The organism is Massilia sp. LMS1-1-1.1, from assembly GCF_040815535.1.
In the GTDB taxonomy this organism is placed as follows: Bacteria; Pseudomonadota; Gammaproteobacteria; order Burkholderiales; family Burkholderiaceae_D; genus Janthinobacterium; species Janthinobacterium aestuarii.
Map to the genome: position 1 here is coordinate 1,228,265 of NZ_JBFPNG010000001.1, position 21,216 is coordinate 1,249,480.

Annotated in this window: 25 protein-coding genes; 6 read left to right on the forward strand and 19 right to left on the reverse strand. The window is 60.6% G+C overall.

What is annotated here, in order from left to right; translation table 11 throughout:
- Positions 1-10: 10 nt before the first annotated feature.
- The 4 genes from MRBLMS1_RS05675 to MRBLMS1_RS05690 all read right to left on the reverse strand — a co-directional run bounded on the left by MRBLMS1_RS05675 (position 11) and on the right by MRBLMS1_RS05690 (position 3,674).
- Positions 11-766: an SIMPL domain-containing protein gene (locus MRBLMS1_RS05675; RefSeq protein WP_485878291.1), complete on the reverse strand. Its 756-nt coding sequence runs from the start codon at positions 764-766 to the stop codon at positions 11-13.
- Between the two features lie 101 nt (positions 767-867).
- Positions 868-1,623, reverse strand: coding sequence for an SIMPL domain-containing protein (locus MRBLMS1_RS05680; protein WP_139089916.1), 756 nt, complete (start codon positions 1,621-1,623; stop codon positions 868-870).
- A gap of 206 nt (positions 1,624-1,829) precedes the next feature.
- A complete protein-coding gene (locus MRBLMS1_RS05685; protein ID WP_485878293.1) occupies positions 1,830-3,068 on the reverse strand; it encodes an MFS transporter in 1,239 nt (412 codons plus the stop codon).
- A 195-nt stretch (positions 3,069-3,263) separates the two neighbouring features.
- On the reverse strand, positions 3,264-3,674 hold the full coding sequence (locus tag MRBLMS1_RS05690; protein ID WP_070302213.1) for a hypothetical protein: 411 nt from the start codon (positions 3,672-3,674) through the stop codon (positions 3,264-3,266).
- A 238-nt stretch (positions 3,675-3,912) separates the two neighbouring features.
- Between MRBLMS1_RS05690 and MRBLMS1_RS05695 the strand changes: the two genes are divergently transcribed.
- Positions 3,913-5,112, forward strand: a complete 1,200-nt coding sequence (locus MRBLMS1_RS05695) for an ISL3 family transposase (protein WP_485878963.1) — start codon at positions 3,913-3,915, stop codon at positions 5,110-5,112.
- Between the two features lie 50 nt (positions 5,113-5,162).
- Here the strand turns inward: MRBLMS1_RS05695 and ilvC are convergent, their stop codons facing one another.
- From ilvC to MRBLMS1_RS05710, 3 genes are all read right to left on the reverse strand, one after another.
- Complete coding sequence (ilvC, locus tag MRBLMS1_RS05700) at positions 5,163-6,179, reverse strand: ketol-acid reductoisomerase (protein ID WP_034750044.1); 1,017 nt, start codon at positions 6,177-6,179, stop codon at positions 5,163-5,165.
- 75 nt (positions 6,180-6,254) lie between these two features.
- Complete coding sequence (gene ilvN / locus MRBLMS1_RS05705; protein WP_010399754.1) at positions 6,255-6,746, reverse strand: acetolactate synthase small subunit; 492 nt, start codon at positions 6,744-6,746, stop codon at positions 6,255-6,257.
- Between the two features lie 2 nt (positions 6,747-6,748).
- Entirely contained in the window at positions 6,749-8,479 is a 1,731-nt protein-coding gene (locus MRBLMS1_RS05710; protein ID WP_099667148.1) for an acetolactate synthase 3 catalytic subunit, read from the reverse strand.
- A gap of 496 nt (positions 8,480-8,975) precedes the next feature.
- On the opposite strand from MRBLMS1_RS05710, the gene MRBLMS1_RS05715 reads away from it, so the two are divergent.
- From MRBLMS1_RS05715 to MRBLMS1_RS05735, 5 genes are all read left to right on the forward strand, one after another.
- On the forward strand, positions 8,976-9,545 hold the full coding sequence (locus tag MRBLMS1_RS05715; RefSeq protein ID WP_034779551.1) for an RNA polymerase sigma factor: 570 nt from the start codon (positions 8,976-8,978) through the stop codon (positions 9,543-9,545).
- Positions 9,542-9,946 carry a DUF3619 family protein gene (locus MRBLMS1_RS05720; protein WP_485878296.1) on the forward strand — a complete coding sequence of 135 codons (405 nt, stop codon included), beginning with the start codon at positions 9,542-9,544 and terminating at the stop codon, positions 9,944-9,946. Before MRBLMS1_RS05715 ends, MRBLMS1_RS05720 begins: the two co-directional genes overlap by 4 nt.
- Complete coding sequence (locus MRBLMS1_RS05725) at positions 9,947-10,708, forward strand: DUF3106 domain-containing protein (protein WP_485878297.1); 762 nt, start codon at positions 9,947-9,949, stop codon at positions 10,706-10,708.
- A gap of 1 nt (position 10,709) precedes the next feature.
- Positions 10,710-11,234, forward strand: coding sequence for an RDD family protein (locus tag MRBLMS1_RS05730; RefSeq protein ID WP_485878299.1), 525 nt, complete (start codon positions 10,710-10,712; stop codon positions 11,232-11,234).
- A 63-nt stretch (positions 11,235-11,297) separates the two neighbouring features.
- A complete protein-coding gene (locus tag MRBLMS1_RS05735; protein ID WP_485878300.1) occupies positions 11,298-11,750 on the forward strand; it encodes a group III truncated hemoglobin in 453 nt (150 codons plus the stop codon).
- Between the two features lie 112 nt (positions 11,751-11,862).
- On the opposite strand, the gene MRBLMS1_RS05740 is transcribed toward MRBLMS1_RS05735, so the two are convergent.
- From MRBLMS1_RS05740 to MRBLMS1_RS05795, 12 genes are all read right to left on the reverse strand, one after another.
- Entirely contained in the window at positions 11,863-12,621 is a 759-nt protein-coding gene (locus MRBLMS1_RS05740; RefSeq protein WP_485878302.1) for an rRNA pseudouridine synthase, read from the reverse strand.
- 173 nt (positions 12,622-12,794) lie between these two features.
- A complete protein-coding gene (locus tag MRBLMS1_RS05745; RefSeq protein ID WP_128142459.1) occupies positions 12,795-13,712 on the reverse strand; it encodes a class I SAM-dependent methyltransferase in 918 nt (305 codons plus the stop codon).
- On the reverse strand, positions 13,699-13,893 hold the full coding sequence (iscX, locus tag MRBLMS1_RS05750) for a Fe-S cluster assembly protein IscX (RefSeq protein WP_046683834.1): 195 nt from the start codon (positions 13,891-13,893) through the stop codon (positions 13,699-13,701). Before iscX ends, MRBLMS1_RS05745 begins: the two co-directional genes overlap by 14 nt.
- A gap of 1 nt (position 13,894) precedes the next feature.
- Positions 13,895-14,236 (reverse strand): ISC system 2Fe-2S type ferredoxin, encoded by a 342-nt coding sequence (gene fdx / locus MRBLMS1_RS05755; protein ID WP_034750070.1) that lies wholly within the window; start codon positions 14,234-14,236, stop codon positions 13,895-13,897.
- A 61-nt stretch (positions 14,237-14,297) separates the two neighbouring features.
- Positions 14,298-16,184 (reverse strand): Fe-S protein assembly chaperone HscA, encoded by a 1,887-nt coding sequence (hscA, locus tag MRBLMS1_RS05760; protein ID WP_485878305.1) that lies wholly within the window; start codon positions 16,182-16,184, stop codon positions 14,298-14,300.
- Positions 16,185-16,292: 108 nt separating this feature from the next.
- The gene (gene hscB / locus MRBLMS1_RS05765) at positions 16,293-16,808 is read right to left on the reverse strand and encodes a Fe-S protein assembly co-chaperone HscB (RefSeq protein ID WP_035820574.1); all 516 of its coding nucleotides are present in this window, start codon (positions 16,806-16,808) and stop codon (positions 16,293-16,295) included.
- 66 nt (positions 16,809-16,874) lie between these two features.
- Positions 16,875-17,195, reverse strand: coding sequence for an iron-sulfur cluster assembly protein IscA (gene iscA, locus MRBLMS1_RS05770; protein WP_034750079.1), 321 nt, complete (start codon positions 17,193-17,195; stop codon positions 16,875-16,877).
- Positions 17,196-17,246: 51 nt separating this feature from the next.
- Positions 17,247-17,636 carry a Fe-S cluster assembly scaffold IscU gene (gene iscU / locus MRBLMS1_RS05775; protein ID WP_034779562.1) on the reverse strand — a complete coding sequence of 130 codons (390 nt, stop codon included), beginning with the start codon at positions 17,634-17,636 and terminating at the stop codon, positions 17,247-17,249.
- 55 nt (positions 17,637-17,691) lie between these two features.
- Positions 17,692-18,948, reverse strand: a complete 1,257-nt coding sequence (locus tag MRBLMS1_RS05780) for an IscS subfamily cysteine desulfurase (RefSeq protein WP_485878308.1) — start codon at positions 18,946-18,948, stop codon at positions 17,692-17,694.
- A 40-nt stretch (positions 18,949-18,988) separates the two neighbouring features.
- Positions 18,989-19,465: a Fe-S cluster assembly transcriptional regulator IscR gene (iscR, locus tag MRBLMS1_RS05785; RefSeq protein WP_034750086.1), complete on the reverse strand. Its 477-nt coding sequence runs from the start codon at positions 19,463-19,465 to the stop codon at positions 18,989-18,991.
- A 189-nt stretch (positions 19,466-19,654) separates the two neighbouring features.
- Complete coding sequence (gene ybiA / locus MRBLMS1_RS05790; RefSeq protein ID WP_034750088.1) at positions 19,655-20,206, reverse strand: riboflavin biosynthesis intermediates N-glycosidase; 552 nt, start codon at positions 20,204-20,206, stop codon at positions 19,655-19,657.
- Positions 20,207-20,243: 37 nt separating this feature from the next.
- Positions 20,244-21,023, reverse strand: coding sequence for a uracil-DNA glycosylase family protein (locus tag MRBLMS1_RS05795; RefSeq protein WP_485878310.1), 780 nt, complete (start codon positions 21,021-21,023; stop codon positions 20,244-20,246).
- Positions 21,024-21,216: the final 193 nt, after the last annotated feature.

Below are 21,216 nucleotides of genomic sequence, written 5' to 3' on the forward strand. Positions count from 1 at the left end.
TGTTCAAGCCTTATTTGAACTTGACCTTGGCCACCAGACCCATGTTCAGGGTCGTTTCGCCCGGCTCGAAGCTCGGTTCGGCCACCTGGTTGCCGCCATAGCTTGCAACGTCGGCACTCATGTTGCGCGCGCCGGTCACATTGACGCGCTGCGCATAGTTGCCCGAGCCTTCGAAATCGATGGTGTCGATCACGGCGTCACTGACGTTGCGCCCCATGGCGCCGGCGATGGCGGCCACGCGCTCGTTGAGGTTCTTGTAGGCGGCGGCGATGCGCTGGTCGTCGAGCTTGCGGATGGTGGCGGGCGCCAGGCCGAAGTTCAGACGGTTCAGGGTCAGCACGCCTTGCGCCGCCGACACGGTTTTCGGCAAGGCGGCCAGATTCGTCGTCGTCACCTGCAGGTATTGGCCCACTCGCCAGCCGGTCGGCACTCTGGGTTTGGCGGCGACACCAGGTGGCAGCGGCGCCGTTTCCGGGTACACGGCATACGTGTAGTAGCCCTGGGTCTTCAGCACGGCTTGCGGATCGGCTTTCTTGACGATGGCCGCGCCCTGATTCATCTTCTGGTTCACGCGCGAGGCGGCGGCGGCCTTGTCCTTGTCCTGCTCTTCGACGGCCAGGGTGACGGTCACCTGGTCGTTCGCATGCACCACTTCGCCGTTGGCGGGCACCACCACGAGGGTGCCGGAGGTGGGCAGGATCTGGGCTTGTGCGCTCAGGGCAACGGTAGCGGCGGCTGCAGCCAGCAGTGATTTCATGACGGTCATGGGGTTCTCCTGGAAATATTGGGGGCAAAAACGACCATGGGGCCAACAGCCCCATGATTTTTAAAACAGTCTAACGCGAAAATGTTTCCGCGCTAACGCGCTTACTTGAACTTGACCTTGCCGACGACGCGCATGTCGAGCGTCGTTTCGCCCGGCTCGAAGCTCGGTTCGGCGACGGTGCTGTCTTCGGCCATCTTGGCGCTGCGCATCATCATCGGTGCGGCGGCAGGACGGTTTTCCGTGGCGTAGTTGCCCGAACCTTCGAAGTCCACCGTATCGAGCACGGCGTCGGAGACGTTGCGGCCCATGGCCTTGGCGATGGCGGCCACGCGCTCGTTCAGGTTTTTATACGTGGCGGCGATGCGCTGGTCGTCCAGCAGGCGGATGGTTTCCGGCTTCAGGCCGAAATTCAAGCCATTCAGGGTCAGCACGCCTTGCGCCGCCGACACGGTCTTTGGCAGGGACGCCAGATTGGCCGTCGTCACTTCCAGGTACTGGCCGACACGCCAGGCCGTTGGCAAACGCGGCTTGGCAACGGCACCAGCCGGCAATGGGCGGTCTTCCGGATACACGGGATAAGTGTAGTAGCCGTACGATTTCAATGCCGCCGACGGGTCGGCCTGCTTGACGATGGCGATGCCCTTGTTCATCTTCTGGTTGACACGCGACGCGGCCGCGGCTTTATCCTTGTCCTGTTCTTCGACGGCCAGGGTAGCGACCACCTGGTCATTGACATGCTTGACTTCGCCAAACGCGGGGACGACCACCAAGGTGCCGGAAGTCGGCAAGGATTGAGCTTGCGCGCTCAGGGCAACGGTGGCTGCGGCGGCAACAAGGACGGATTTCATCACGGTCATGGGGGTACTCCTAGGTAGTTAATGTGGCTGACAGCCAGCGAACGGGGCGCTTTTGGCACCCCTTTCGCTTGAGAAACTTGTCAAACTGTGTAGATTCTAACGCCTCATTCATTCCCGTGGCGCAAATTAACAAATCGTCACAAAATGCGCTTGCCAGTCACATCTGCTCACATTTCAACACACTGTCATCATAAATAACAATGTTATTAGTGGCCGACGACTGCGCCGCCGCTGCGCCGGCCCGGCTTGAAACTGTGGCGGTGCGCGCACCAGGCGATCGTCAACGCCACCAGCAGCAAGGCCAACATGGCCCACGGGAACGATGCCGCGCCATAGCTGTCGAGCAGCATGCCACCCGCCAGGCCGCCACCGGCGATGGCCACGTTCCAGATGGTCGCCACCATGGCTTGCGCCACGTCCATGCCGTCGCCGGCCGCGTCCGCCGACGCCGTCTGCAGCAAGGTGCCGGCGCCGCCAAAGGTGATGCCCCAGATGGCCATGCTGACATAAATGACGATGGGGGAGTCCATCGCCAGGCCCAGCGCCACCATCACGAGGGCCAAGGCGGCGATGCAGCCCAGCACCAGCGGGCGCAGCCAGCGGTCGATCAGCTGGCTGACCAGCCAGATGCCGGCCAGGGACCCGATGCCATACACGAGCAGCACCAGGTCGACGCGCGGACGCAAGCCGGACGGCGCCAGGAACGGCGCGATGTAGGTATATAGAATGTTATGCGCCAGCATCCAGGCGACGATCACCGCCAGAATCGGCCGCACGCCCGGGGTCATGAATACCTGTCGGATCGACAGGCGCTCGCCATTCTTTTGCCCCGGATAATCGGGCACGGCCAGCAGTACCCACGCGACCAGCACCACGGCCAGGCCCGACATGATGCCGAAGATGCTGCGCCAGCCCAGCACGCCACCCATCAGGGTGCCCAGCGGCACGCCCAGCGACAGAGCCAGCGGCGTGCCGATCATGGCAATGGCCATCGCCCTGCCCTGCTGTTCGACGCTCACCATGCGGCGCGCGTAGCCGGCCATCAAGCCCCAGGCCAGCCCGGCGGCCATGCCCGTGACGAAGCGCGAAACCAGGGCAACGATATAGTTGGGCGACAGGGCCGTCGCCGTGTTGAAGATCAAAAAGCCGATGATGGCCAGCAGCAAGACATTACGCCGGCGCCAGCCGCTCGTCAGCGCCGTCAGGGGAATGGCCGTCAGGATGGAACCGATGGCGTAGACGGTCACCAACTGGCCCGTCATGACTTCGGAAATACCGAGATCGCGGGCAATCTGCGGCAGCAAGCCGGCCGGCAAGGTTTCCGACAGGAGGGCGAGAAACGCCGTCATGGCCAGGGCCAGCAAGGCCAGCACGGGGAGACGTTCGGAAATGGAAGATTCGGCAGTGCCCGGCATGGGTACTGCGGCGGTAGTGCGGTCGGTCATAGGAGTCCTTCTGGTTGCGCAAGCGGCTCAATAAACTAGCGCCTGGCGTGCAACGAAAGCGGTGATGCGCGTTGCGGTCGGCAGATACCGAAACAGATGCAGTCAAGTATGAAACTGCAAAGGAAGGGCGGGATTATATAGGAATATAAAAAGACAGGAGGCGGGCGAAAAACGTGCGGACGGAAGCAGCCGCGCTCAAGCTGGCGTCATGCAGGCATCATTGGCCGCCTTGCGTGGCGAAAACCAGGCATTCGATTTCGGACTGTACAGGAAGGCGCAGATGACGGCGAACGTTAGCGCGCCAGGCAAGACATTCATCTTGAGCGGCACGGTCGCCAGGCTGAGCGCAATGTCGATCACGCCCCACACCAGATACACGGTGCGCGCGCCACGCTGCCTTTGCAGCATGGCCAGCGCGGCCACCAGGGTAATGCCCAGGCTGGCGAGCAGGATCGCGTATTGCGCCTCGGCGGGAATCGCGCTGTGCGCCATCCACGCCTGCATGGCGGGATCGTTGCGGCCGAGGTAAGCCGACACGAGGGATGACAGAGAACCGATGACCAGAAACCAGCAACTGATGGCAAGCGAGACGGGGCGCTTGACCACATGAAGATTCCCGACAAAAACTTTAGAAAAAACAAGCATGGCGCTGACGGTATTGTTGAATGGACCTGATTGTAACGGATGTTGCCTGCCAAACGCCTGCATAAAAAAAGGTTCTTCGCGGAGAATGGGGGAAGACAGGATTGACGACTGAGCGGGATGTGGAGGCGGAGGCCTGATGTTGGTAGATTGATAGTCGCCAAACAAGTCAATCTGTCAAACCACCGCCATGCTCAATGTTATGTCGTCGCTTCCGTTTTGGGAAGGCCATATTGTCGATTCCGTCCAAGAACAAGAAGACGGCTCCCTGCTGATCGTTCTCCAGGCCTGCCCGGCAAGCGATGCGTTATGTGGGGCATGCCACCAGCCCTGCGCGCTGGTGCATGAGCGCCGAAGGCGCAAGGTACGCGACCGCGACATGTTGGACAAGCGTGTCTGGCTCGACGTGCCAGTACGGCGATTGGATTGTCATCACTGCGATGCGCGCGTCGCCGAGCATATTGCCTGGCTTGATCGACGCGCGCGTATCACACACCGCGTACGCCTCTGGGTCGAGGCGTTGGCGCAGTTGCTCCCCATTGCCCATATAGCCCGCCTCACTGGCCTGCACTGGCATACCATCAAAGAGATTGATCATCGGCGTTTGCAGCACCTGCATGGCGACTTTTCGGCGGAAGGCGTACGCCGTCTAGTCATGGACGAGTTTGCTCTGCACAAGGGGCATCGTTACGCTACCGTGGCCTTGGATGCAGAGCGCATGCGCGTCCTTTGGGTTGGGGAAGGCAATAGCCGAGAGGCGATCCGGCCATTTTTCGAGAGGCTGGGAGAGGAAGGTTGCCAACGAATCGAAGCCGTTGCCATGGATATGAACACGGCCATGGATCTTGAGGTCCGCCAGCAATGTCCGAATGCCGAGGTGGTCTACGACCTGTTTCACGTTGTGGCCCGCTTTGGCCGCGAAGTCGTCGACCGGGTACGCGTTGACCAAGCCAATACCTTACGTGCCGAGCCGAAGGCGCGCCAGGTCATCAAGCGCAGCCGCTGGCTGCTACTACGCAACCGCAACAACCTGAAAGCCGAGCAGGCCATCCAGCTTGAGGAACTGCTCGCTGCCAATCAGCCCTTGGCGACGGTCTACCTACTCAAAACTGAACTCAAAGAGATCTGGTATGCGCCATCGGTCCGGGAAGGTGCTCGCCGATGGAAAGCCTGGCTCAACCTTGCTCTGGAAAGCCAGATCGCACCACTGGTCCAGTTTGCCAAACGCCTCGCCAAATACCGGCGCGGTATCCTCGCTTCGTCCATCTACCCGATGAACTCTTCGGTCCTCGAAGGCGTCAACAACCGCATCAAGGTCATCAAGCGCATGGCCTACGGATTTCGGGATGCATCCTATTTCTTCTTGAAGATCAAGGATGCCTTTCCCGGCAAAACGCGATGAACCTAAAAAAAGCCGGCTTGCGCCGGCTTCTTGTGATGCACTACAACTGCTTAGTTCTTCGACTGGTCAACCATCTTGTTCTTGGCGATCCAAGGCATCATGGCGCGCAGTTTCGCACCCACTTCTTCGATCTGGTGCTCGGACGTCAGGCGGCGGCGCGAGATCAGGGTCGGTGCGCCTGCCTTGTTTTCCAGAATGAAGCTCTTCGCGTATTCGCCCGTTTGAATGTCTTTCAGGCATTGACGCATCGCATCCTTGGTGGCCGACGTCACGACCTTAGGACCGGTCACGTATTCGCCGTATTCGGCGTTGTTCGAGATCGAGTAGTTCATGTTGGCGATGCCGCCTTCATAGATCAGGTCGACGATCAGTTTCAGTTCGTGCAAGCACTCGAAGTACGCCATTTCAGGCGCGTAGCCCGCTTCCGTCAGGGTTTCGAAGCCAGCCTTGATCAGTTCCACGGCACCGCCGCACAGCACGGCTTGTTCGCCGAACAGATCCGTTTCGGTTTCTTCGCGGAAGTTTGTTTCGATGATGCCGGCACGGCCGCCGCCGTTGGCCGATGCGTACGACAGGGCGATATCGCGGGCGATGCCCGATTTGTCCTGGTACACGGCGATCAGGTGGGGCACGCCGCCGCCCTGGGTGTAGGTGGCGCGTACGGTGTGGCCTGGCGCTTTCGGCGCGACCATGATCACGTCCAGATCGGCGCGTGGCACGACTTGGCCGTAATGCACGTTGAAGCCGTGGGCGAAGGCCAGGACAGCGCCTTGCTTGGCGAACGGGGCGATGTTTTCGTTGTAGACCTGAGCGATGTTTTCATCTGGCAGCAAGATCATGATGACGTCGGCCGCTTTCACGGCGTCGTTGACTTCCGCCACTTTCAGACCGGCTTGCTCGACCTTGGTCCATGAAGCGCCGCCCTTGCGCAGGCCGACGGTGACGTTGACGCCCGAATCGTTCAGGTTTTGTGCGTGTGCGTGGCCTTGCGAACCGTAGCCGATGATGGCAACGTTTTTGCCTTTGATCAAGGAGAGGTCAGCGTCTTTGTCGTAAAAAACTTTCATGGTATTTCCTATATATTTGATGATGCGTTGTTGTTTTAAATGCGACGCCAGGGCCGCTTAGTACTACTAGTCTTTTTATACTTTGAGGATGCGTTCGCCGCGGCCGATACCGGAACCACCGGTACGGACGGTTTCCAGAATGGCGGCGCGGTCGATCGAATCGATGAACGCGTCGAGCTTGACCTTGTTGCCGGTCAGTTCGATCGTGTACGTCTTTTCGGTGACATCGATGATGCGGCCACGGAAGATATCGGCGGTACGCTTCATTTCCTCGCGTTCCTTGCCCACGGCACGAACCTTGATCAGCATCAACTCGCGTTCAATATGCTGGCCTTCGGTCAGGTCCACCACCTTGACCACCTCGATGAGGCGGTTCAAGTGCTTGGTGATCTGCTCGATGATGTCGTCCGAACCGCTGGTGACGATGGTCATGCGCGACAGGGTCGAGTCTTCCGTCGGCGCCACCGTCAATGTTTCGATGTTGTAGCCGCGTGCCGAGAACAGGCCCACCACGCGCGACAGGGCGCCCGCTTCGTTTTCCAGCAAGACAGAAATAATATGGCGCATGATTAGAGATCCTCCGAACCGAGCATCATTTCGGACAGGCCCTTGCCGGCTTTCACCATTGGCCACACGTTTTCGGACTGGTCGGTAATGAAGTTCATGAATACCAGCCTGTCTTTCATGCCAAACGCCTCTTTCAGGGCGCCGTCGACGTCGCCCGGTTTTTCAATTTTCATGCCCACGTGGCCGTACGCTTCCGCCAGCTTTTCGAAGTCGGGCAGCGAATCCATGTACGACTCGGAATAGCGCGAACCGTAATCGATTTCCTGCCACTGGCGCACCATGCCGAGGAAGCGGTTGTTGAGCATGATGATCTTCGGCGTCAGGTGGTACTGCTTGCACGTGGCGAGTTCCTGGATGCACATCTGGATCGAACCTTCACCCGTGATGCAGGCAACGGTGGCGTCCGGATTGGCCATCTGCACGCCCATGGCGTACGGCAAGCCGACACCCATGGTGCCCAGGCCGCCGGAATTGATCCAGCGGCGCGGCTTGTCGAAGCCATAATATTGCGCCGCCCACATCTGGTGCTGGCCCACGTCGGACGTGATGAAGGCGTCGCCCTTGGTGATCTGGAACACCTTTTCCACCACCGATTGCGGCTTGATGACCAGGTCGGAGGTCGGGTATTTCAGACATTCGCGGCCACGCCATTCGGCGATCTGCTTCCACCAGTTGCTCAAAGCATTGACATTCGGCTTGGCTTCGGCCGCGTCCAGTTGCGCGAGGAACTCGATCAGCACGTCCTTGACGTTGCCGACGATGGGGATATCGACCTTGACGCGCTTGGAAATCGACGATGGATCGATGTCCACGTGGATGATCTTGCGCGGATGCGAGGCGAAATGTTTCGGGTTGCCGATCACGCGGTCATCGAAACGGGCGCCGATGGCGATCAGGACGTCGCAGTTCTGCATCGCCATGTTCGCTTCATAGGTGCCGTGCATGCCGGGCATGCCGACATACTGCTCGCTCGAGGCGCGGTAGCCGCCCAGGCCCATCAAGGTGTTGGTGCACGGGAAACCCAGGCGGTCGACCAGCTTGTTCAGCTCTGCCGAGGCATTCGCCAGGATAACGCCGCCACCCGTGTAGATCATCGGGCGTTCGGCTTGCAGCAACAGCTGCACGGCCTTGCGGATCTGGCCCGAGTGGCCCTTGTCGACGGGACGGTAGGAACGCATCTCGACTTCCTTCGGATAGTCGAAATGGCATTTGTGCATGCTGATATCCTTGGGGATATCGACCAGCACGGGTCCCGGACGGCCGGTACGGGCGATGAAGAAGGCTTTCTTGATCGTCGCTGCCAGGTCCTTGACGTCCTTGACGAGGAAGTTGTGCTTGACGACGGGGCGCGTGATGCCGACCGTGTCGCATTCCTGGAACGCATCCTGCCCGATGGCGTGGCTCGGCACCTGGCCGGAGATCACCACCATGGGAATCGAGTCCATGTACGCGGTGGACAAGCCCGTGACGGCATTCGTGACGCCCGGACCGGACGTGACGATGGCGACACCGACCTTGTTCGAGCTGCGCGAATAGGCATCGGCGGCGTGGATCGCGGCCTGCTCGTGGCGTACCAGGATATGCTGGAATTTGTTTTGCTGGAAGATGGCGTCGTAGATGTAGAGTACGGCTCCGCCCGGGTATCCAAAGACGTGCTCGACGCCTTCTTCAGCCAGACAGCGCACGACAATTTCTGCGCCGGTAATGGGTCCTGCTGCTGCTTCGGTATTCATGAAACATTCCTTTCAAGGTCCATTGGAGATTGATCGGATGTTCTTTCCTGACGAAGTTCGCCGTGCGCGACAGTGCTCCTGCTTCCCTTTTCATGCGGTCACGACATTTCTTTGGGCACCCATAGATACCTTACAAAACAACGCTTAACGCAACTCGTTTGGCCGGAGTTTCTGTGGCGCCTGTACGAACCGCTCGCGCTTGTGGCGCGGGTTAGAACAAACTGCCTACAAATGAAAGCGCGTCTTGCCGCGGATGGCCTTGTGTGCCGGTCGCGACCTGACCATAGGGCTTTGGGGTGTTCAAAGCGTCCCATACGTTATCGCGTTGCACCATTATGGTCAAGGAAAATGTCAGGCGAAAGGCCAATTCGCCCGCACGCTGTGCAAAAACCCTGCGGAAACGCACATTTTTTGCTAGCATGCACGGGGTTGCAAAAAGCATACCCGCCCCCATTTCGCCCACCGCTCCCAGCAGCCGCTAAGATCCCCATACCGCATGGCAACAGACAAAGAATTATCCGACTTTCTAGAAAATGTCGAGCGGCGCGCTTTCAAGCAGGCCGCCTACGCGGTCCGCAAGGAAGAATCGGCACTCGACATCGTGCAGGACGCCATGATCAAGCTGGCCGAGAAATACGGCGACAAGCCGGCCGCCGAACTGCCGATGCTGTTCCAGCGCATCTTGCAGAACACCATCCTTGATTATTTCCGCCGCGAAAAAGTTCGCAACACCTGGGTCAGCCTGTTTTCCGGCATGAAGCCCTCGGGCGACGAGCATGAAGATTTTGATATACTTGATACTTATGAATCGGAACAGGGCTCGAGTGCCGCCGAATCGTCGGCCGACCAGGTCGAACGCGCGCAAATCCTTGATTTGATTGATGCAGAGGTACAAAAACTGCCCTCACGTCAACGCGAAGCCTTCCTCATGCGTTACTGGCAGGACATGGATGTGGCTGAAACAGCGGAAGCGATGGGTTGCTCCGAAGGTAGCGTGAAAACACATTGCTCTAGAGCTACCCACACGCTCGCCGAATCGCTGAAAGCCAAGGGAATTAAATTATGAACACCGACGATCTCAATTTCGCTTACAAAGTGCGCCATGCACTGAACGAAAAACTCGACGACCTGCCCGCATCGGCCACCGATCGCCTGGCAGCGGCACGCAAGCTGGCCTTGTCGCGCAAGAAGGCTGACGCCCCTGCCGCCGTCGCCGTGCGCCAGAACGTGTTCGCCGGCGTGACCAGCAGCCTGTTCGTCGAGCCGCTGTCGTGGCTGGGCCGCATGAGCGTCATCATCCCCCTGCTGCTGCTCGTTGGCGGCCTGGTGGGCATCTATCAGTTTGAGCAGGAACAACATATTGCCGAACTGGCAGAAATCGACGCGGCCGTCCTGTCGGACGAATTGCCGCTGTCCGCCTATATGGACCATGGCTTCAACGCCTACCTGACGAAACGCGAGCAATAAATGGCACGCACGAGCGTACGCAAAGGCTGGCTGGCTGGCGGCATCGGCCTGGGTGCGTGCGCCCTGGCGGGCGCCGCCTGGGTAGGCGCGCAGCAACATGCCGCGCCCGCCGCACCTCCCGTGGTGGCAGCGCCCGTGGTGGTGCCGGTGCCGGCCGTCAAGCCCGGTTCGCCCCGCACGGGCGGCAAGGGCGGCACGCCGAAGGCTGGCGAGAATCCATCATGGAACAAGCTGTCGCGCGCGCAACAGGAAGCCCTGCAACCGCTGGCGGGCGAATGGAACAAGCTGGAACCGCTGCGCAAGCAGAAATGGCTCGATATCGCCAGCCGTTTTGCCTCCATGACGGCGGACGAGCAGATCCGCGTGCATGACCGCATGCGCGAATGGGTCAAGCTGACGCCGGAACAGCGCCGCCTCGTGCGCGAAAACTATACGCGCACGAAGAAGATTGATCCGGGTCAAAAAACCGCGCAATGGGAGCAATACCAGCAATTGCCCGAAGAGCAAAAGAAAAAGCTGGCGACGGAACTCGTGCCGAAAAAACCGCTGGGCAAGGTGCCTGCGATCAATTCGACCACGACCAAGCCGCCCGTGCTCATGGCGCCCGCCACGCCGGCAGCGCCTGCCGCCGTGCCTGCCCTGTCGCCCGCTCCCGCAGCGACGGCCGTGCCGGCTGGCGATCCTGCCGCCACCACGCCACCAGCCGCCGTGCCCGTCACGCCACCTGCCACGCCCGCCCCACTGCCAACCAATGCCAAATAGCATGCCTGCCGCCAGCATCATCTCTCATCCCACGATTAAACGCCGCCTGATTTCCATGGTGTACGAGTCGCTGCTGGCCCTGGCCGTGCTGTTTTTGCCGTTTCTGCTGTTTGAACTGGCCGTGCAAGGCGCGCATACGCCGTTGACGGAACACATGCGCCAATGCCTGGCCTTCCTCGTCATGGGCGCGTATTTCATCCATCAATGGAGCCGCGAAGGGCAAACCCTGGCCATGAAGACGTGGCGCCTGAAAGTCGTGCTGCCGGGCCACGCCCATGTACCGCTGCGCGTGGCCGCCTACCGCTATGTCCTGTCATGGATGTGGCTGCTGCCCGCGCTCGTGGCGGCGTATGCCTTCGACCTGCAGCACTGGACGGCCCTGGGCGCCATCGGCGTGGGCATCCTGGCCTGGTCCAGCACGGCCCTGTTCACGGGCAATGGTCAATTCCTCCACGACAAGCTGGCGGGCACACAGATCGTGCAATTGCCGGCCCCTGCGAAGAAGCCAAAGAAAGTCGCCGCCTGAGTTTTTACGCCGCTTGACCTGGGTCATTGAAGCGCCACGGGGGCTCTGCGATCATGGCATGCCATGAAGAATACCGCCCCCCTCCCCCACACACGCTTCGCCCCCTACCGCGAGGAAGTCTGCAGCGAAGACGAAGTCAAGCATCTCGTCCACACCTTTTATGCGGCCGCGCGCGATGACGCCATGCTGGGCCCCATCTTTGCCGCCGAGGTCAAGGATTGGGATGCTCACCTGGCAACATTGATCGATTTCTGGTCAGGCTTGCTGCGCGGTACCATGCGCTACCACGGCAAGCCGCTGGCCCAGCACGCGCAAATGGAAAACCTCACGCCCTGCATGTTCCGCCGCTGGCTGACCCTGTTCTTTGCCACGACGGAAAGCATGGGCAACCCGGCCCTGCAGGAAAAGGCCGATACCATCGCCTTGAATATCGCCGAGCGGCTCTGGAAAAGCTTTGCGGAAAGCCATTCAATACAAATGCATCTCGAAGCAAACAAGCAGCCTCACGACGCCTGAGAAAACCGTAGCGAGCGGAAGCTAGTTGTGGCTAAGAAGCGCAACTGTACTCTAGTACAGTGAGCATCGCAGGCCGCAAATAGCGACGCGCAGTAGGTTTGCTCAGGTGTTCCTAGAACCGCTCGTAACCCTGCAAGTAACGCCATTGCCCTACGGGCATGGCGCCCATCGGGATGCGGCCGATGCGTAAGCGCTTCATGGCGACGACGTCCAGTCCCACCATCTTGCACATATGGGCGATCTGGCCCGGCTGCACGTTTTTCAGGGCGAAACGCAAGCGCGTTTCATTTTGCCAGCTGACCTTGATCGGCGGCAAAGGCTTGCCATTGAAGGGCAAGCCGTGATTGAGCAGCGCCAGGCCGTTTTCCATAATGTCGCCCGACACTTCCACGATGAATTCCTGCTCCACCGTTTTCGCTTCGTCAACCAGTTTGCGGGCGACGCGGAAATCCTGCGTGAACACCAGCAGGCCGGACGCCATGGTGTCGAGCGGATTGGTGATGGTCAAACCGATCAGGTGGCGCTTGAGGAAGCGCGTGACGGAGCTGGGCGCCACATTGTCCGGCGTGAAAATCTCTTCGGGACGCAAACAGCTCAATGCGGGCTTCCCCTCGCTGCCGATACCGCCGTTAATCCCAGCCGGCTTGTGTAGCAGAATCGTCACGGGCGGCATCTCATCGAGGGTCGCGTTCGGCAGCAGTACCACTTCCTGGTTGTCCGCCACGCGCGCGCCCGACTCTTCCACCAGCACGCCATCGACCGTCACCCAGCCGCCCTCGATATACAGCTCGGCCTCGCGGCGCGAACAGGGCACGTCTTCAGACAGGCGTTTGGCCAGGCGGACGGTGGGCATTTCGATTGGTGTGGTCATGGGGATGCGCAAAAAGCAAGGGGGAGAAAGCCGGTATTGTAACCGACCCGCTCCTCCCTTTTTGTTGATTGCGCTGGTGGCTGTCGGATTACGCTGCGCTAATCCGACCTACCCGACCGCCGCGGCGGTGGCGGATATGGCAGGTTGGATTAGCGGAACGCGTAATCCAACAATCAGGCCGTGGCCTTGGCCAATTCCTCGGCAAAGAAACGGTGGCCCATCTCTTCCAGGCCCAGAGTCTGCAGCACTTCCTGCAGGCGTTCCGTCGGGCGCTGGCGCGGCAGATTTTTATAACTGGCGATGATCAGTTCATTCTTCATCGAATGCTCCCAGCCCACCAGTTCCGTCACGCTGACCTGGTAGCCGTGCGCTTCCAGCTGCAGGCAGCGCAGCACGTTGGTGATCTGGCTGCCGAACTCGCGCGTGTGCAGCGGATGGCGCCACAGTTCCGTCAAGACGCTCTTGCCCAGGCTTTTGCCCTTGTTCTTCTTCAGCACGGACGCGACTTCCGCCTGGCAGCATGGCACCAGCACCATGAATTTCGCCTTTTTCTTCAAGGCGAAGTGGATCGCGTCATCGGTGGCCGTGTTGCACGCATGCAAGGCCGTAACGATGTCGATCTGCTGGGGCAGCAAGTTCGACTCCGTCGATTCGGCCACGGAGAGCGGCAGGAACGACATGCCGGGGAACTTGAATTTCTTCGCCAGCTCCTGCGAGCGCTGCACCAGCTCTTCGCGCGTCTCGATGCCGTAGATGTGCGAGCCGTCGTTGCCGTTCTTGAAGAACAGGTCGTACAGGATGAAGCCCAGGTAGGATTTGCCGGCGCCGTGGTCCACCAGAGAGACGCCAGGGTGGTCGAGCTGCACTTCGCGCAGCAGCGGTTCGATGAACTGCGTCAGGTGGTACACCTGCTTGAGCTTGCGGCGGCTGTCCTGGTTCATCTTGCCGTCGCGCGTCAGGATGTGCAGTTCCTGCAGCAAGGCGACCGACTGGCCATCCTTGATCTCGGGCATGTTGCTGGCGGCCGTGATGACGTCTTTCGGCGCAGCGACTGCGGTGGCGGCGGTTGCCGCGCCCTTAGCGCGCTTCATCGATCCACGCCATCTGTATCGCTTCGAGCACTTTTTCGCCGCCGCGCGTGTGGTCATCGTCGAAGCCGTCCAGTTCCACCACCCAGTTATGCAGGTCGGTGAAGCGCACGGTCAGGGGATCGATGTCCGGATGCGTGTCATACAGCGCTTCGGCGATCGCAGTGATGTCGGACCATTTCATGTTAGTGGCTGCCTTCGCTAACCTGATTGATCGTGTATTTCGGGATTTCAACGACGAGGTCGGCCTCGGCCACGATGGACTGGCACGACAGGCGCGACACGGCTTCCAGGCCCCAGGCCTTGTCCAGCATGTCTTCTTCCAGTTCCGTCGCTTCGTTCAAGGATTCGATGCCTTCGCGGACCAGCACGTGGCACGTGGTGCAGGCGCACGATTTTTCGCAGGCGTGTTCGATGTCGATGTCGTTTTCCAGCAGGATGTCGCAGATGGACTTGCCGGCAGGTGCTTCGATGACGGCGCCGTCCGGGCAAAGCTTGGCGTGCGGCAGGATAACGATTTGTGGCATGGTTTCTTCTTTCAGTCTGTCATTCGGAGCGCGGCCGCAGTTTCGGCGGCGCGCTGTTCAATTAGTCTTGTACGACCTGGTCCAGGGATTTGCCCGTCAAGGCAGTGCGCACGCTGCGGTCCATGCGGCGCGAGGCGAAATCCTCGGTACCGTCGGCGAGCAGCTCGATCGCCAGCTTCAAGGCCTGGTGGTCGATGGCGCCGCTTTGCGACTGCACGATGGCGTCGCGCACCCGGTTCATCAAGCCATCCACGACAACGCGTTCGTCCGCGTCGAGCAAGCCGCCGTCTTCATCGAGCGCCGACTGCGTGGCCAGCAGGATGCGTTCCGCTTCCACCTGCTCTTCGCGCAGCGCGCGCGCCACCATGTCGACGTCGGCCGACGTGTAGGAATCCTGCAGCATGCGCGCGATGTCGTCGTCGCCCAGGCCATACGCGGGCTTGACGCTGATCGACGCTTCCACACCCGAGCGCAATTCGCGCGCCGAGACGGACAGCAAGCCGTCCGCATCGACCTGGTAGGTGATGCGGATGCGCGCGGCGCCCGCCACCATCGGCGGAATGCCGCGCAGCTCGAAGCGCGCCAAGGAACGGCAGTCGCTGACCAGTTCGCGCTCGCCCTGCAGCACGTGCACGGCCAGGGCCGTCTGGCCATCCTTGAATGTCGTGAATTCCTGCGCACGGGCGCACGGAATCGTCGAATTGCGGGGGATGATTTTTTCCACCAGGCCGCCCATGGTTTCGATACCCAGGGAGAGCGGGATCACGTCCAGCAGCAGCCAGTCGTCGCCGGCGGCGCGGTTGCCAGCCAACAAGTTCGCCTGGATGGCGGCGCCCAGCGCCACCACTTTATCGGGATCGATGTTCGCGTGTGGCGTCGTGTGGAAGAATTCGCTCACGGCGCGCTGCACGTGCGGCATGCGCGTGGCGCCGCCCACCATCACCACGCCGTCGACGTCGTCCGCATCCACGTTCGCGTCGCGCAGGGCTTTCTTGATGGCGTTCATGGTCTTGGCCACCAGGTGCTGCGTCATGGCGGCAAAGTCGGCAGCCGTGACGCGCAGGTGGATTTCTTCGCCCGAGTTCAGCTTGGCGTCGATCGTCGTTTCCGGCTTGGTCGACAGCAGCTCCTTGATCTCGCGCGCCTTCACCATCAGGATGGCCGTGTCTTCGTCCGACAGCGGCGCCAGCTTGGCCTGCTCGCTGATCCAGCAGAACAGGCGGCGGTCGAAATCGTCGCCGCCCAGGGCCGAATCGCCGCCCGTGGACAGCACTTCGAACACGCCCTTGCTCAGTTTCAGGATAGAGATGTCGAAGGTGCCACCGCCGAGGTCATACACGGCGTACACGCCTTCGGACGCATTATCGAGGCCATACGCGATGGCGGCGGCCGTCGGCTCGCTCAACAGGCGCAGCACATTGATGCCGGCCAGCTGCGCCGCATCTTTCGTTGCCTGGCGCTGCGCGTCGTCAAAGTAGGCGGGCACGGTGATCACGGCGCCGACCAGGTCGTCGCCCAGCGCATCTTCCGCGCGCTGGCGCAAGGTCGCGAGGATTTGCGCCGACACTTCGACGGGGCTTTTCACGCCGGCCACGGTTTTCAGCTGCACCATGCCAGGCGTATCCTGGAAATCGTAAGGCAGGTTTTCCGCGTAGGCGATGTCGGCCAGGCCCCGGCCCATGAAGCGTTTCACGGACACGATGGTGTTCTTCGGGTCGGTCGTTTGCGCGGACAGGGCCTTGTAGCCGATGTTCGCGTGGCCATTCGGCAGGTAGCGCACGACGGACGGCAGCAGGGAGTGCCCTTCCTCGTCGTTGAGCACCTCGGGAATGCTGTTGCGGACGGTCGCGACCAGGGAATTGGTGGTACCCAGATCGATGCCGACGGCCAGGCGGTGCTGGTGCGGCGCGGTCGACATGCCTGGTTCGGAAATTTGCAGAAGTGCCATTGTATTCGTGCCTCGATTAATTTTTTGCGTGATGCGGTTGATGCCTGTCGCGCATTATAAGTCGCGCGCCAGACTGGCGCTTGGCACGCCGGTCAAGCTATCCGGAGATCAGACTTCAATCGCCTCATAGGCAAAACGGACTTCCTCGCCGAATTTGTCGAGGAACATCAGGGCGCGCACGCTTTGCGCGGCATTGACATAGTCGGCGGCGTCGAGCTGGGCCGCCACCTGGGCCAGCAAGGCCTTGCGTTCGCCGCGCAGCTGGCGGTCCAGGGCGTCGAGCGCGTCGGCATCCTTGCCGGCACGCGCATCGCCCAGTTCTTCGCGCCATTCCATCTGCTGCATCAGGAAACTGACCGGCATGGCTGTGTTCGATTCCGTCTGCAAGTCGACGCCATTGAGTTCGCACAGGTATTGCGCGCGTTTTTGCGGGCTTTTCAAGGTTTGGTAGGCTTCATTGGCGCGTGTGGCCCATTGCATCGCCACGCGCTTTTCAGCGCTGCTGGCGTTGATGAAGCGGTCCGGGTGGACCTTGCCCTGCACGTCGCGGTAGGCCGCGTCGAGCGCGCTCATGTCGAGCGAGAACTGCGCCGGCAACTGGAATAATTCGAAGTGGTTTTGCATAATGGTCAGTGGTCGCTGTACCGCAATCGATGGGTACAGCGCACCGACCGGGGTCTTGCCAGCTGTTTAAATCCTGAAGGACTCGCCGCAGCCGCAGGCGTCTTTTTCGTTCGGATTGTGGAACTTGAAACCTTCGTTCAAGCCTTCGCGCGCAAAATCGAGTTCCGTGCCGTCGATGTAAGGCAAGCTTTTCGGGTCGACGAAGACTTTCACGCCGTGTGATTCGAAGACGCTGTCTTCGGCCGCCGCTTCATCGACATATTCGAGCTTGTAAGCCAGGCCCGAGCAGCCCGTGGTCCGCACGCCAAAGCGCAAACCCATGCCCTTGCCGCGCCGTTCGATATAACGGTTGATGTGCTTCGCCGCTTTTTCGGTCAGTGTGATCATGTATTTCTCCGTAACTGCCCCGGCCTTGCGGCTGGGGCTGGCTACCAACGTTTAAGCTGCTGCCGGGTGACGGGTTTGATAATCCAGTACCGCCGCCTTGATGGCATCTTCCGCCAGGATCGAGCAGTGGATCTTCACTGGCGGCAGGGCCAGTTCTTCGGCGATCTGCGTGTTCTTGATGGCCAGCGCCTGGTCCAGGGTCTTGCCCTTGACCCATTCCGTTACCAGCGAGCTCGACGCGATGGCCGAACCGCAGCCGTAGGTCTTGAATTTCGCATCTTCGATCAAGCCATCGGCGCCGACCTTGATCTGCAGTTTCATCACGTCGCCGCAGGCAGGCGCGCCGACCATGCCGGTGCCGATGGTTTCATCACCCTTGTCGAAAGCGCCCACGTTGCGCGGGTTTTCGTAGTGATCGAGTACTTTGTCCGAGTAAGCCATTTTGATGCTCCTTTAATATTCTTGCCGGCCCCGTCAACAGGGGCCACGGTGTTGGTTAGTGGGCTGCCCATTGAATCGAATTGATGTCGATTCCGTCCTTGAACATGTCCCACAGCGGCGACAGTTCGCGCAGCTTGTGTACTTTCGATTTCAGCAGGTTCACGGCGAAGTCGATGTCTTCCTCGGTCGAGAAGCGGCCGATGGTGAAGCGGATCGAGCTGTGCGCCAGTTCGTCGCTGCGGCCCAGGGCGCGCAGCACGTACGATGGTTCCAGGCTGGCCGAGGTGCAGGCCGAACCGGACGACACGGCGATATCCTTGATCGCCATGATCAGCGACTCGCCTTCGACGTAGTTGAAGCTCACGTTCAGGTTGTGCGGCACGCGGTGATCCATGTCGCCGTTGATGTAGACTTCTTCGATCTCTTGCAGGCCCTTGGCCAGACGGTCGCGCAAGGCCTTGATGCGGCCGATTTCGCTGTCCATTTCTTCCTTGGCGATGCGGAACGCTTCGCCCATGCCGACGATCTGGTGCGTTGGCAGGGTGCCCGAGCGCAGGCCGCGCTCATGGCCGCCACCGTGCATCTGCGCTTCCAGGCGCACGCGCGGCTTGCGGCACACGTACAGGGCGCCCACGCCTTTCGGGCCGTAGGTTTTGTGTGCGGTGAAGGTCATCAGGTCGACCTTGGTCTTTTGCAGGTCGATGACGACCTTGCCCGTCGCTTGCGCGGCGTCGCAATGGAAGATGATGCCTTTCGAGCGGCAGAACACGCCGATCTCGTCGATCGGCTGGATCACGCCGATTTCGTTGTTTACCAGCATGACCGACACGAGGATGGTGTCCGGGCGCACGGCCGCGGCCAGCTGCTCGACGGTGATCAGGCCGTTGTCCTGCGGTTCCAGGTACGTGGCTTCAAAGCCGATGCGTTCCAGTTCGCGCACGGTGTCGAGTACCGATTTGTGCTCGGTCTTGACGGTGATGATGTGCTTGCCCTTGGTCTTGTAGAACTGTGCCGCGCCCTTGATGGCCAGGTTGTTGCTTTCCGTCGCGCCGGAAGTCCAGATGATTTCGCGCGGATCGGCGTTCACCAGGGCCGCCACGTGGCCGCGTGCCTCTTCCACGGCTTTTTCCGCCGTCCAGCCATACATGTGGCTGCGCGATGCCGGATTGCCGAACTGCTCGCGCAGGTAAGGAATCATCTGCTCGGCGACGCGGGGATCGATCGGCGTGGTGGCCGAGTAATCCATGTAGATCGGGAAATGCGGTGCGGTTTCAAAGTGCACTTGGCCTACGTTTTTTTCTGGGGCGTTCATCAATAACTCCTGCAATCAGCAACTTAGTATTTTGTAATATTCAACCGATGGCGGCGTGGTTACGATGCATCACCATCACGCTTTGTTCGGCAATCTTTTGTCTCTGCTGGTCGACCAGGTCCTGCAAGGACACAGAATCCAGATAATCGACCATTTTTTCGTTGAGTGTGGACCACAATTCATGTGTCATGCAGCGCGCACCCGTAGCCGCGTCGGCGCCGTGGCAATGTTCCTTGCCGCCGCACTGCGTGGCGTCCAGCGGTTCATCGACAGCGATGATAATGTCGGCCACCGTCACCTTGTCCGCACGGCGCGCCAGGCTGTAGCCGCCGCCCGGGCCACGGATCGATTCGACGATCTCATGGCGGCGCAGCTTGCCGAACAGCTGTTCCAGGTAGGACAGGGAAATCGACTGGCGCTGGCTGATGCCGGACAAGGTGACCGGACCTTTACCCTGGCGCAGGGCAAGATCGATCATCGCAGTCACGGCAAAACGGCCTTTTGTAGTCAGACGCATACATCCTCGGTTCAACTAGTTTAAAATATTGCGGCTTTTCAACTTCTCAAACCCTGAGTAGTTGAATGATTTAGTCAAGTATAACAAATTCGGCGGGGTTTGTCAGAGCGCCCCTCGATGACCACAGGGCTGGCAGGGGCATGGCCGGCCGCGCCGGGCGCGGCGGCATCAGGAAAACAACAGTACCGCTCAAGCACGTAAAGCGCTGCGCACTTTCATCAACTCGAAACCGAGCAAGTTCAAGCCGTCCCAGCTGGCGGGATCGTCGATGCGCGGATTGTCCGACGCCAGGCCCACGCCCCAGATACGGTCGACGGGACTGGCTTCGACGATCACGCGCTCGCCCGTGCCCAGCAGAAACTTGCGCAGCGCGGCCTTTTGCGAGAACTTGGCAAAGTTGCCATCGAAGACGATGCCGGCACGTGCCGCTTCCCACACCTTGGCGTCAAAGTTCGCCACTTCGCGCCCCAGTTTTTTCACTTCCGACGGCCGCGCGGCCGCCACGATGCGCGCCTGCACGGCCGTGTCGCCAAACAGGGCTGCCTTTTGCGCCATCATGTAGTGCTCGGCCGTCGCATACGTGACGCCGGCCAGGCTGAAGGGCGACGGGAACCACTGGCTGAAGCAGCTTTTGTCGGGCACCTGCGGCTGCGCCGGCGTGTGGCCCCAGAAATACAGATAGTCGGGCACGCCGCCTGCCGCGATCCACGCCTTCAATTCTTCCACGTTACTGATTTGCATATTCCCCGCACTTCCGCCAGATGGCGTCAATTCAATCTCAAGCACGCAATAGTTGCATCGGGCCAAACAAGGCCTGCATGTCACGATTGCCGATAAAGGACAGATTATACGGATGTTCGGCCGTCACCTGCGGCAAGGACGCCGCCACCGGCAGACGTTTGATGAGCTCGGCAATCTTGCCCCACAACACCAGCTGCGGCAAGGCCGCCCCGCCCTGCTGCGCCAGCGCTTCGAGCACCACCTGCAGGAAAGGCAGCCAGCCGCGCGCATCCTGCACGGGCGGCACGTGGGCACGGAACACCAGCGCCGCGTTGAGCAGCAGGAAGCCCTGCTCCGTCATCTTGCGCTGCAGGTCGGGCAAGGTCTGGATCACGCCGCTGCCAGGCAGTTGCGCGGCGGCCGCCACGGGCGCCATGGCCACACCGGACGTGTCGCCGCCCTGCAGCTGGCCATCGGCCACCAGCAGCATCTTCATGAAGTTGCGCAGCGAAGTGGCGCGGTTGACGGGCTTCGACAGCCCAGTGGCCGACCACAGACTGCCGACGGCGCCATCCATGAAGCACACGCCCGTGGCACTGTCGGCGCGCGGATACGGCCCCTCGCCCACCAGCACGTAGCGCACCTGCGCCAGCGGCAGGGCAAAGGCGGCGAACAGCCGGCCCTGCGTGGGCAGGTAATCGTCGATGGCCAGCGCCGGCAGGTAGGCGGGATCGGCCGCCATCACGGCGTGCAAGCCGCGCAGCAGGATGGGACGCCAGGAAGCGTGCGCCAGGGACAGGGCATCGGTGATGCTGGCAGGAACGGTTGTTGCAGTCATGGCGCGTAAAATATTTGGGCAAACGCAAATTGTAGCGCACCGGTACGCCTGCATTGTTGAATGAGCATACCCCCACATTTCACAGCAATACCAATATCGCAACAACCGTATCAAAAATTGCATGCCACCTGCGCCAATCGAGGCCGGCAATGCTAGACTGGTTTCCTTGGAACTTGAGCCACATCAAGAAATA

Bases quoted from the DNA above. Each gene is read 5' to 3' on its own strand.
- fdx (WP_034750070.1), bottom strand. From the start codon at position 14,236: ATGCCACAAATCGTTATCCTGCCGCACGCCAAGCTTTGCCCGGACGGC.
- iscR (WP_034750086.1), bottom strand. From the start codon at position 19,465: ATGCGTCTGACTACAAAAGGCCGTTTTGCCGTGACTGCGATGATCGAT.
- MRBLMS1_RS05710 (WP_099667148.1), bottom strand. From the start codon at position 8,479: ATGAATACCGAAGCAGCAGCAGGACCCATTACCGGCGCAGAAATTGTC.
- iscU (WP_034779562.1), bottom strand. From the start codon at position 17,636: ATGGCTTACTCGGACAAAGTACTCGATCACTACGAAAACCCGCGCAAC.
- hscA (WP_485878305.1), bottom strand. From the start codon at position 16,184: ATGGCACTTCTGCAAATTTCCGAACCAGGCATGTCGACCGCGCCGCAC.
- MRBLMS1_RS05720 (WP_485878296.1), top strand. From the start codon at position 9,542: ATGAACACCGACGATCTCAATTTCGCTTACAAAGTGCGCCATGCACTG.
- MRBLMS1_RS05735 (WP_485878300.1), top strand. From the start codon at position 11,298: ATGAAGAATACCGCCCCCCTCCCCCACACACGCTTCGCCCCCTACCGC.
- ybiA (WP_034750088.1), bottom strand. From the start codon at position 20,206: ATGCAAATCAGTAACGTGGAAGAATTGAAGGCGTGGATCGCGGCAGGC.
- MRBLMS1_RS05745 (WP_128142459.1), bottom strand. From the start codon at position 13,712: ATGAAGCGCGCTAAGGGCGCGGCAACCGCCGCCACCGCAGTCGCTGCG.
- ilvN (WP_010399754.1), bottom strand. From the start codon at position 6,746: ATGCGCCATATTATTTCTGTCTTGCTGGAAAACGAAGCGGGCGCCCTG.
- MRBLMS1_RS05715 (WP_034779551.1), top strand. From the start codon at position 8,976: ATGGCAACAGACAAAGAATTATCCGACTTTCTAGAAAATGTCGAGCGG.
- MRBLMS1_RS05780 (WP_485878308.1), bottom strand. From the start codon at position 18,948: ATGAACGCCCCAGAAAAAAACGTAGGCCAAGTGCACTTTGAAACCGCA.
- hscB (WP_035820574.1), bottom strand. From the start codon at position 16,808: ATGCAAAACCACTTCGAATTATTCCAGTTGCCGGCGCAGTTCTCGCTC.
- ilvC (WP_034750044.1), bottom strand. From the start codon at position 6,179: ATGAAAGTTTTTTACGACAAAGACGCTGACCTCTCCTTGATCAAAGGC.
- MRBLMS1_RS05685 (WP_485878293.1), bottom strand. From the start codon at position 3,068: ATGACCGACCGCACTACCGCCGCAGTACCCATGCCGGGCACTGCCGAA.
- MRBLMS1_RS05730 (WP_485878299.1), top strand. From the start codon at position 10,710: ATGCCTGCCGCCAGCATCATCTCTCATCCCACGATTAAACGCCGCCTG.
- MRBLMS1_RS05725 (WP_485878297.1), top strand. From the start codon at position 9,947: ATGGCACGCACGAGCGTACGCAAAGGCTGGCTGGCTGGCGGCATCGGC.
- MRBLMS1_RS05740 (WP_485878302.1), bottom strand. From the start codon at position 12,621: ATGACCACACCAATCGAAATGCCCACCGTCCGCCTGGCCAAACGCCTG.
- MRBLMS1_RS05695 (WP_485878963.1), top strand. From the start codon at position 3,913: ATGTCGTCGCTTCCGTTTTGGGAAGGCCATATTGTCGATTCCGTCCAA.
- MRBLMS1_RS05675 (WP_485878291.1), bottom strand. From the start codon at position 766: ATGACCGTCATGAAATCACTGCTGGCTGCAGCCGCCGCTACCGTTGCC.
- MRBLMS1_RS05795 (WP_485878310.1), bottom strand. From the start codon at position 21,023: ATGACTGCAACAACCGTTCCTGCCAGCATCACCGATGCCCTGTCCCTG.
- MRBLMS1_RS05680 (WP_139089916.1), bottom strand. From the start codon at position 1,623: ATGACCGTGATGAAATCCGTCCTTGTTGCCGCCGCAGCCACCGTTGCC.
- iscX (WP_046683834.1), bottom strand. From the start codon at position 13,893: ATGAAATGGTCCGACATCACTGCGATCGCCGAAGCGCTGTATGACACG.
- iscA (WP_034750079.1), bottom strand. From the start codon at position 17,195: ATGATCACACTGACCGAAAAAGCGGCGAAGCACATCAACCGTTATATC.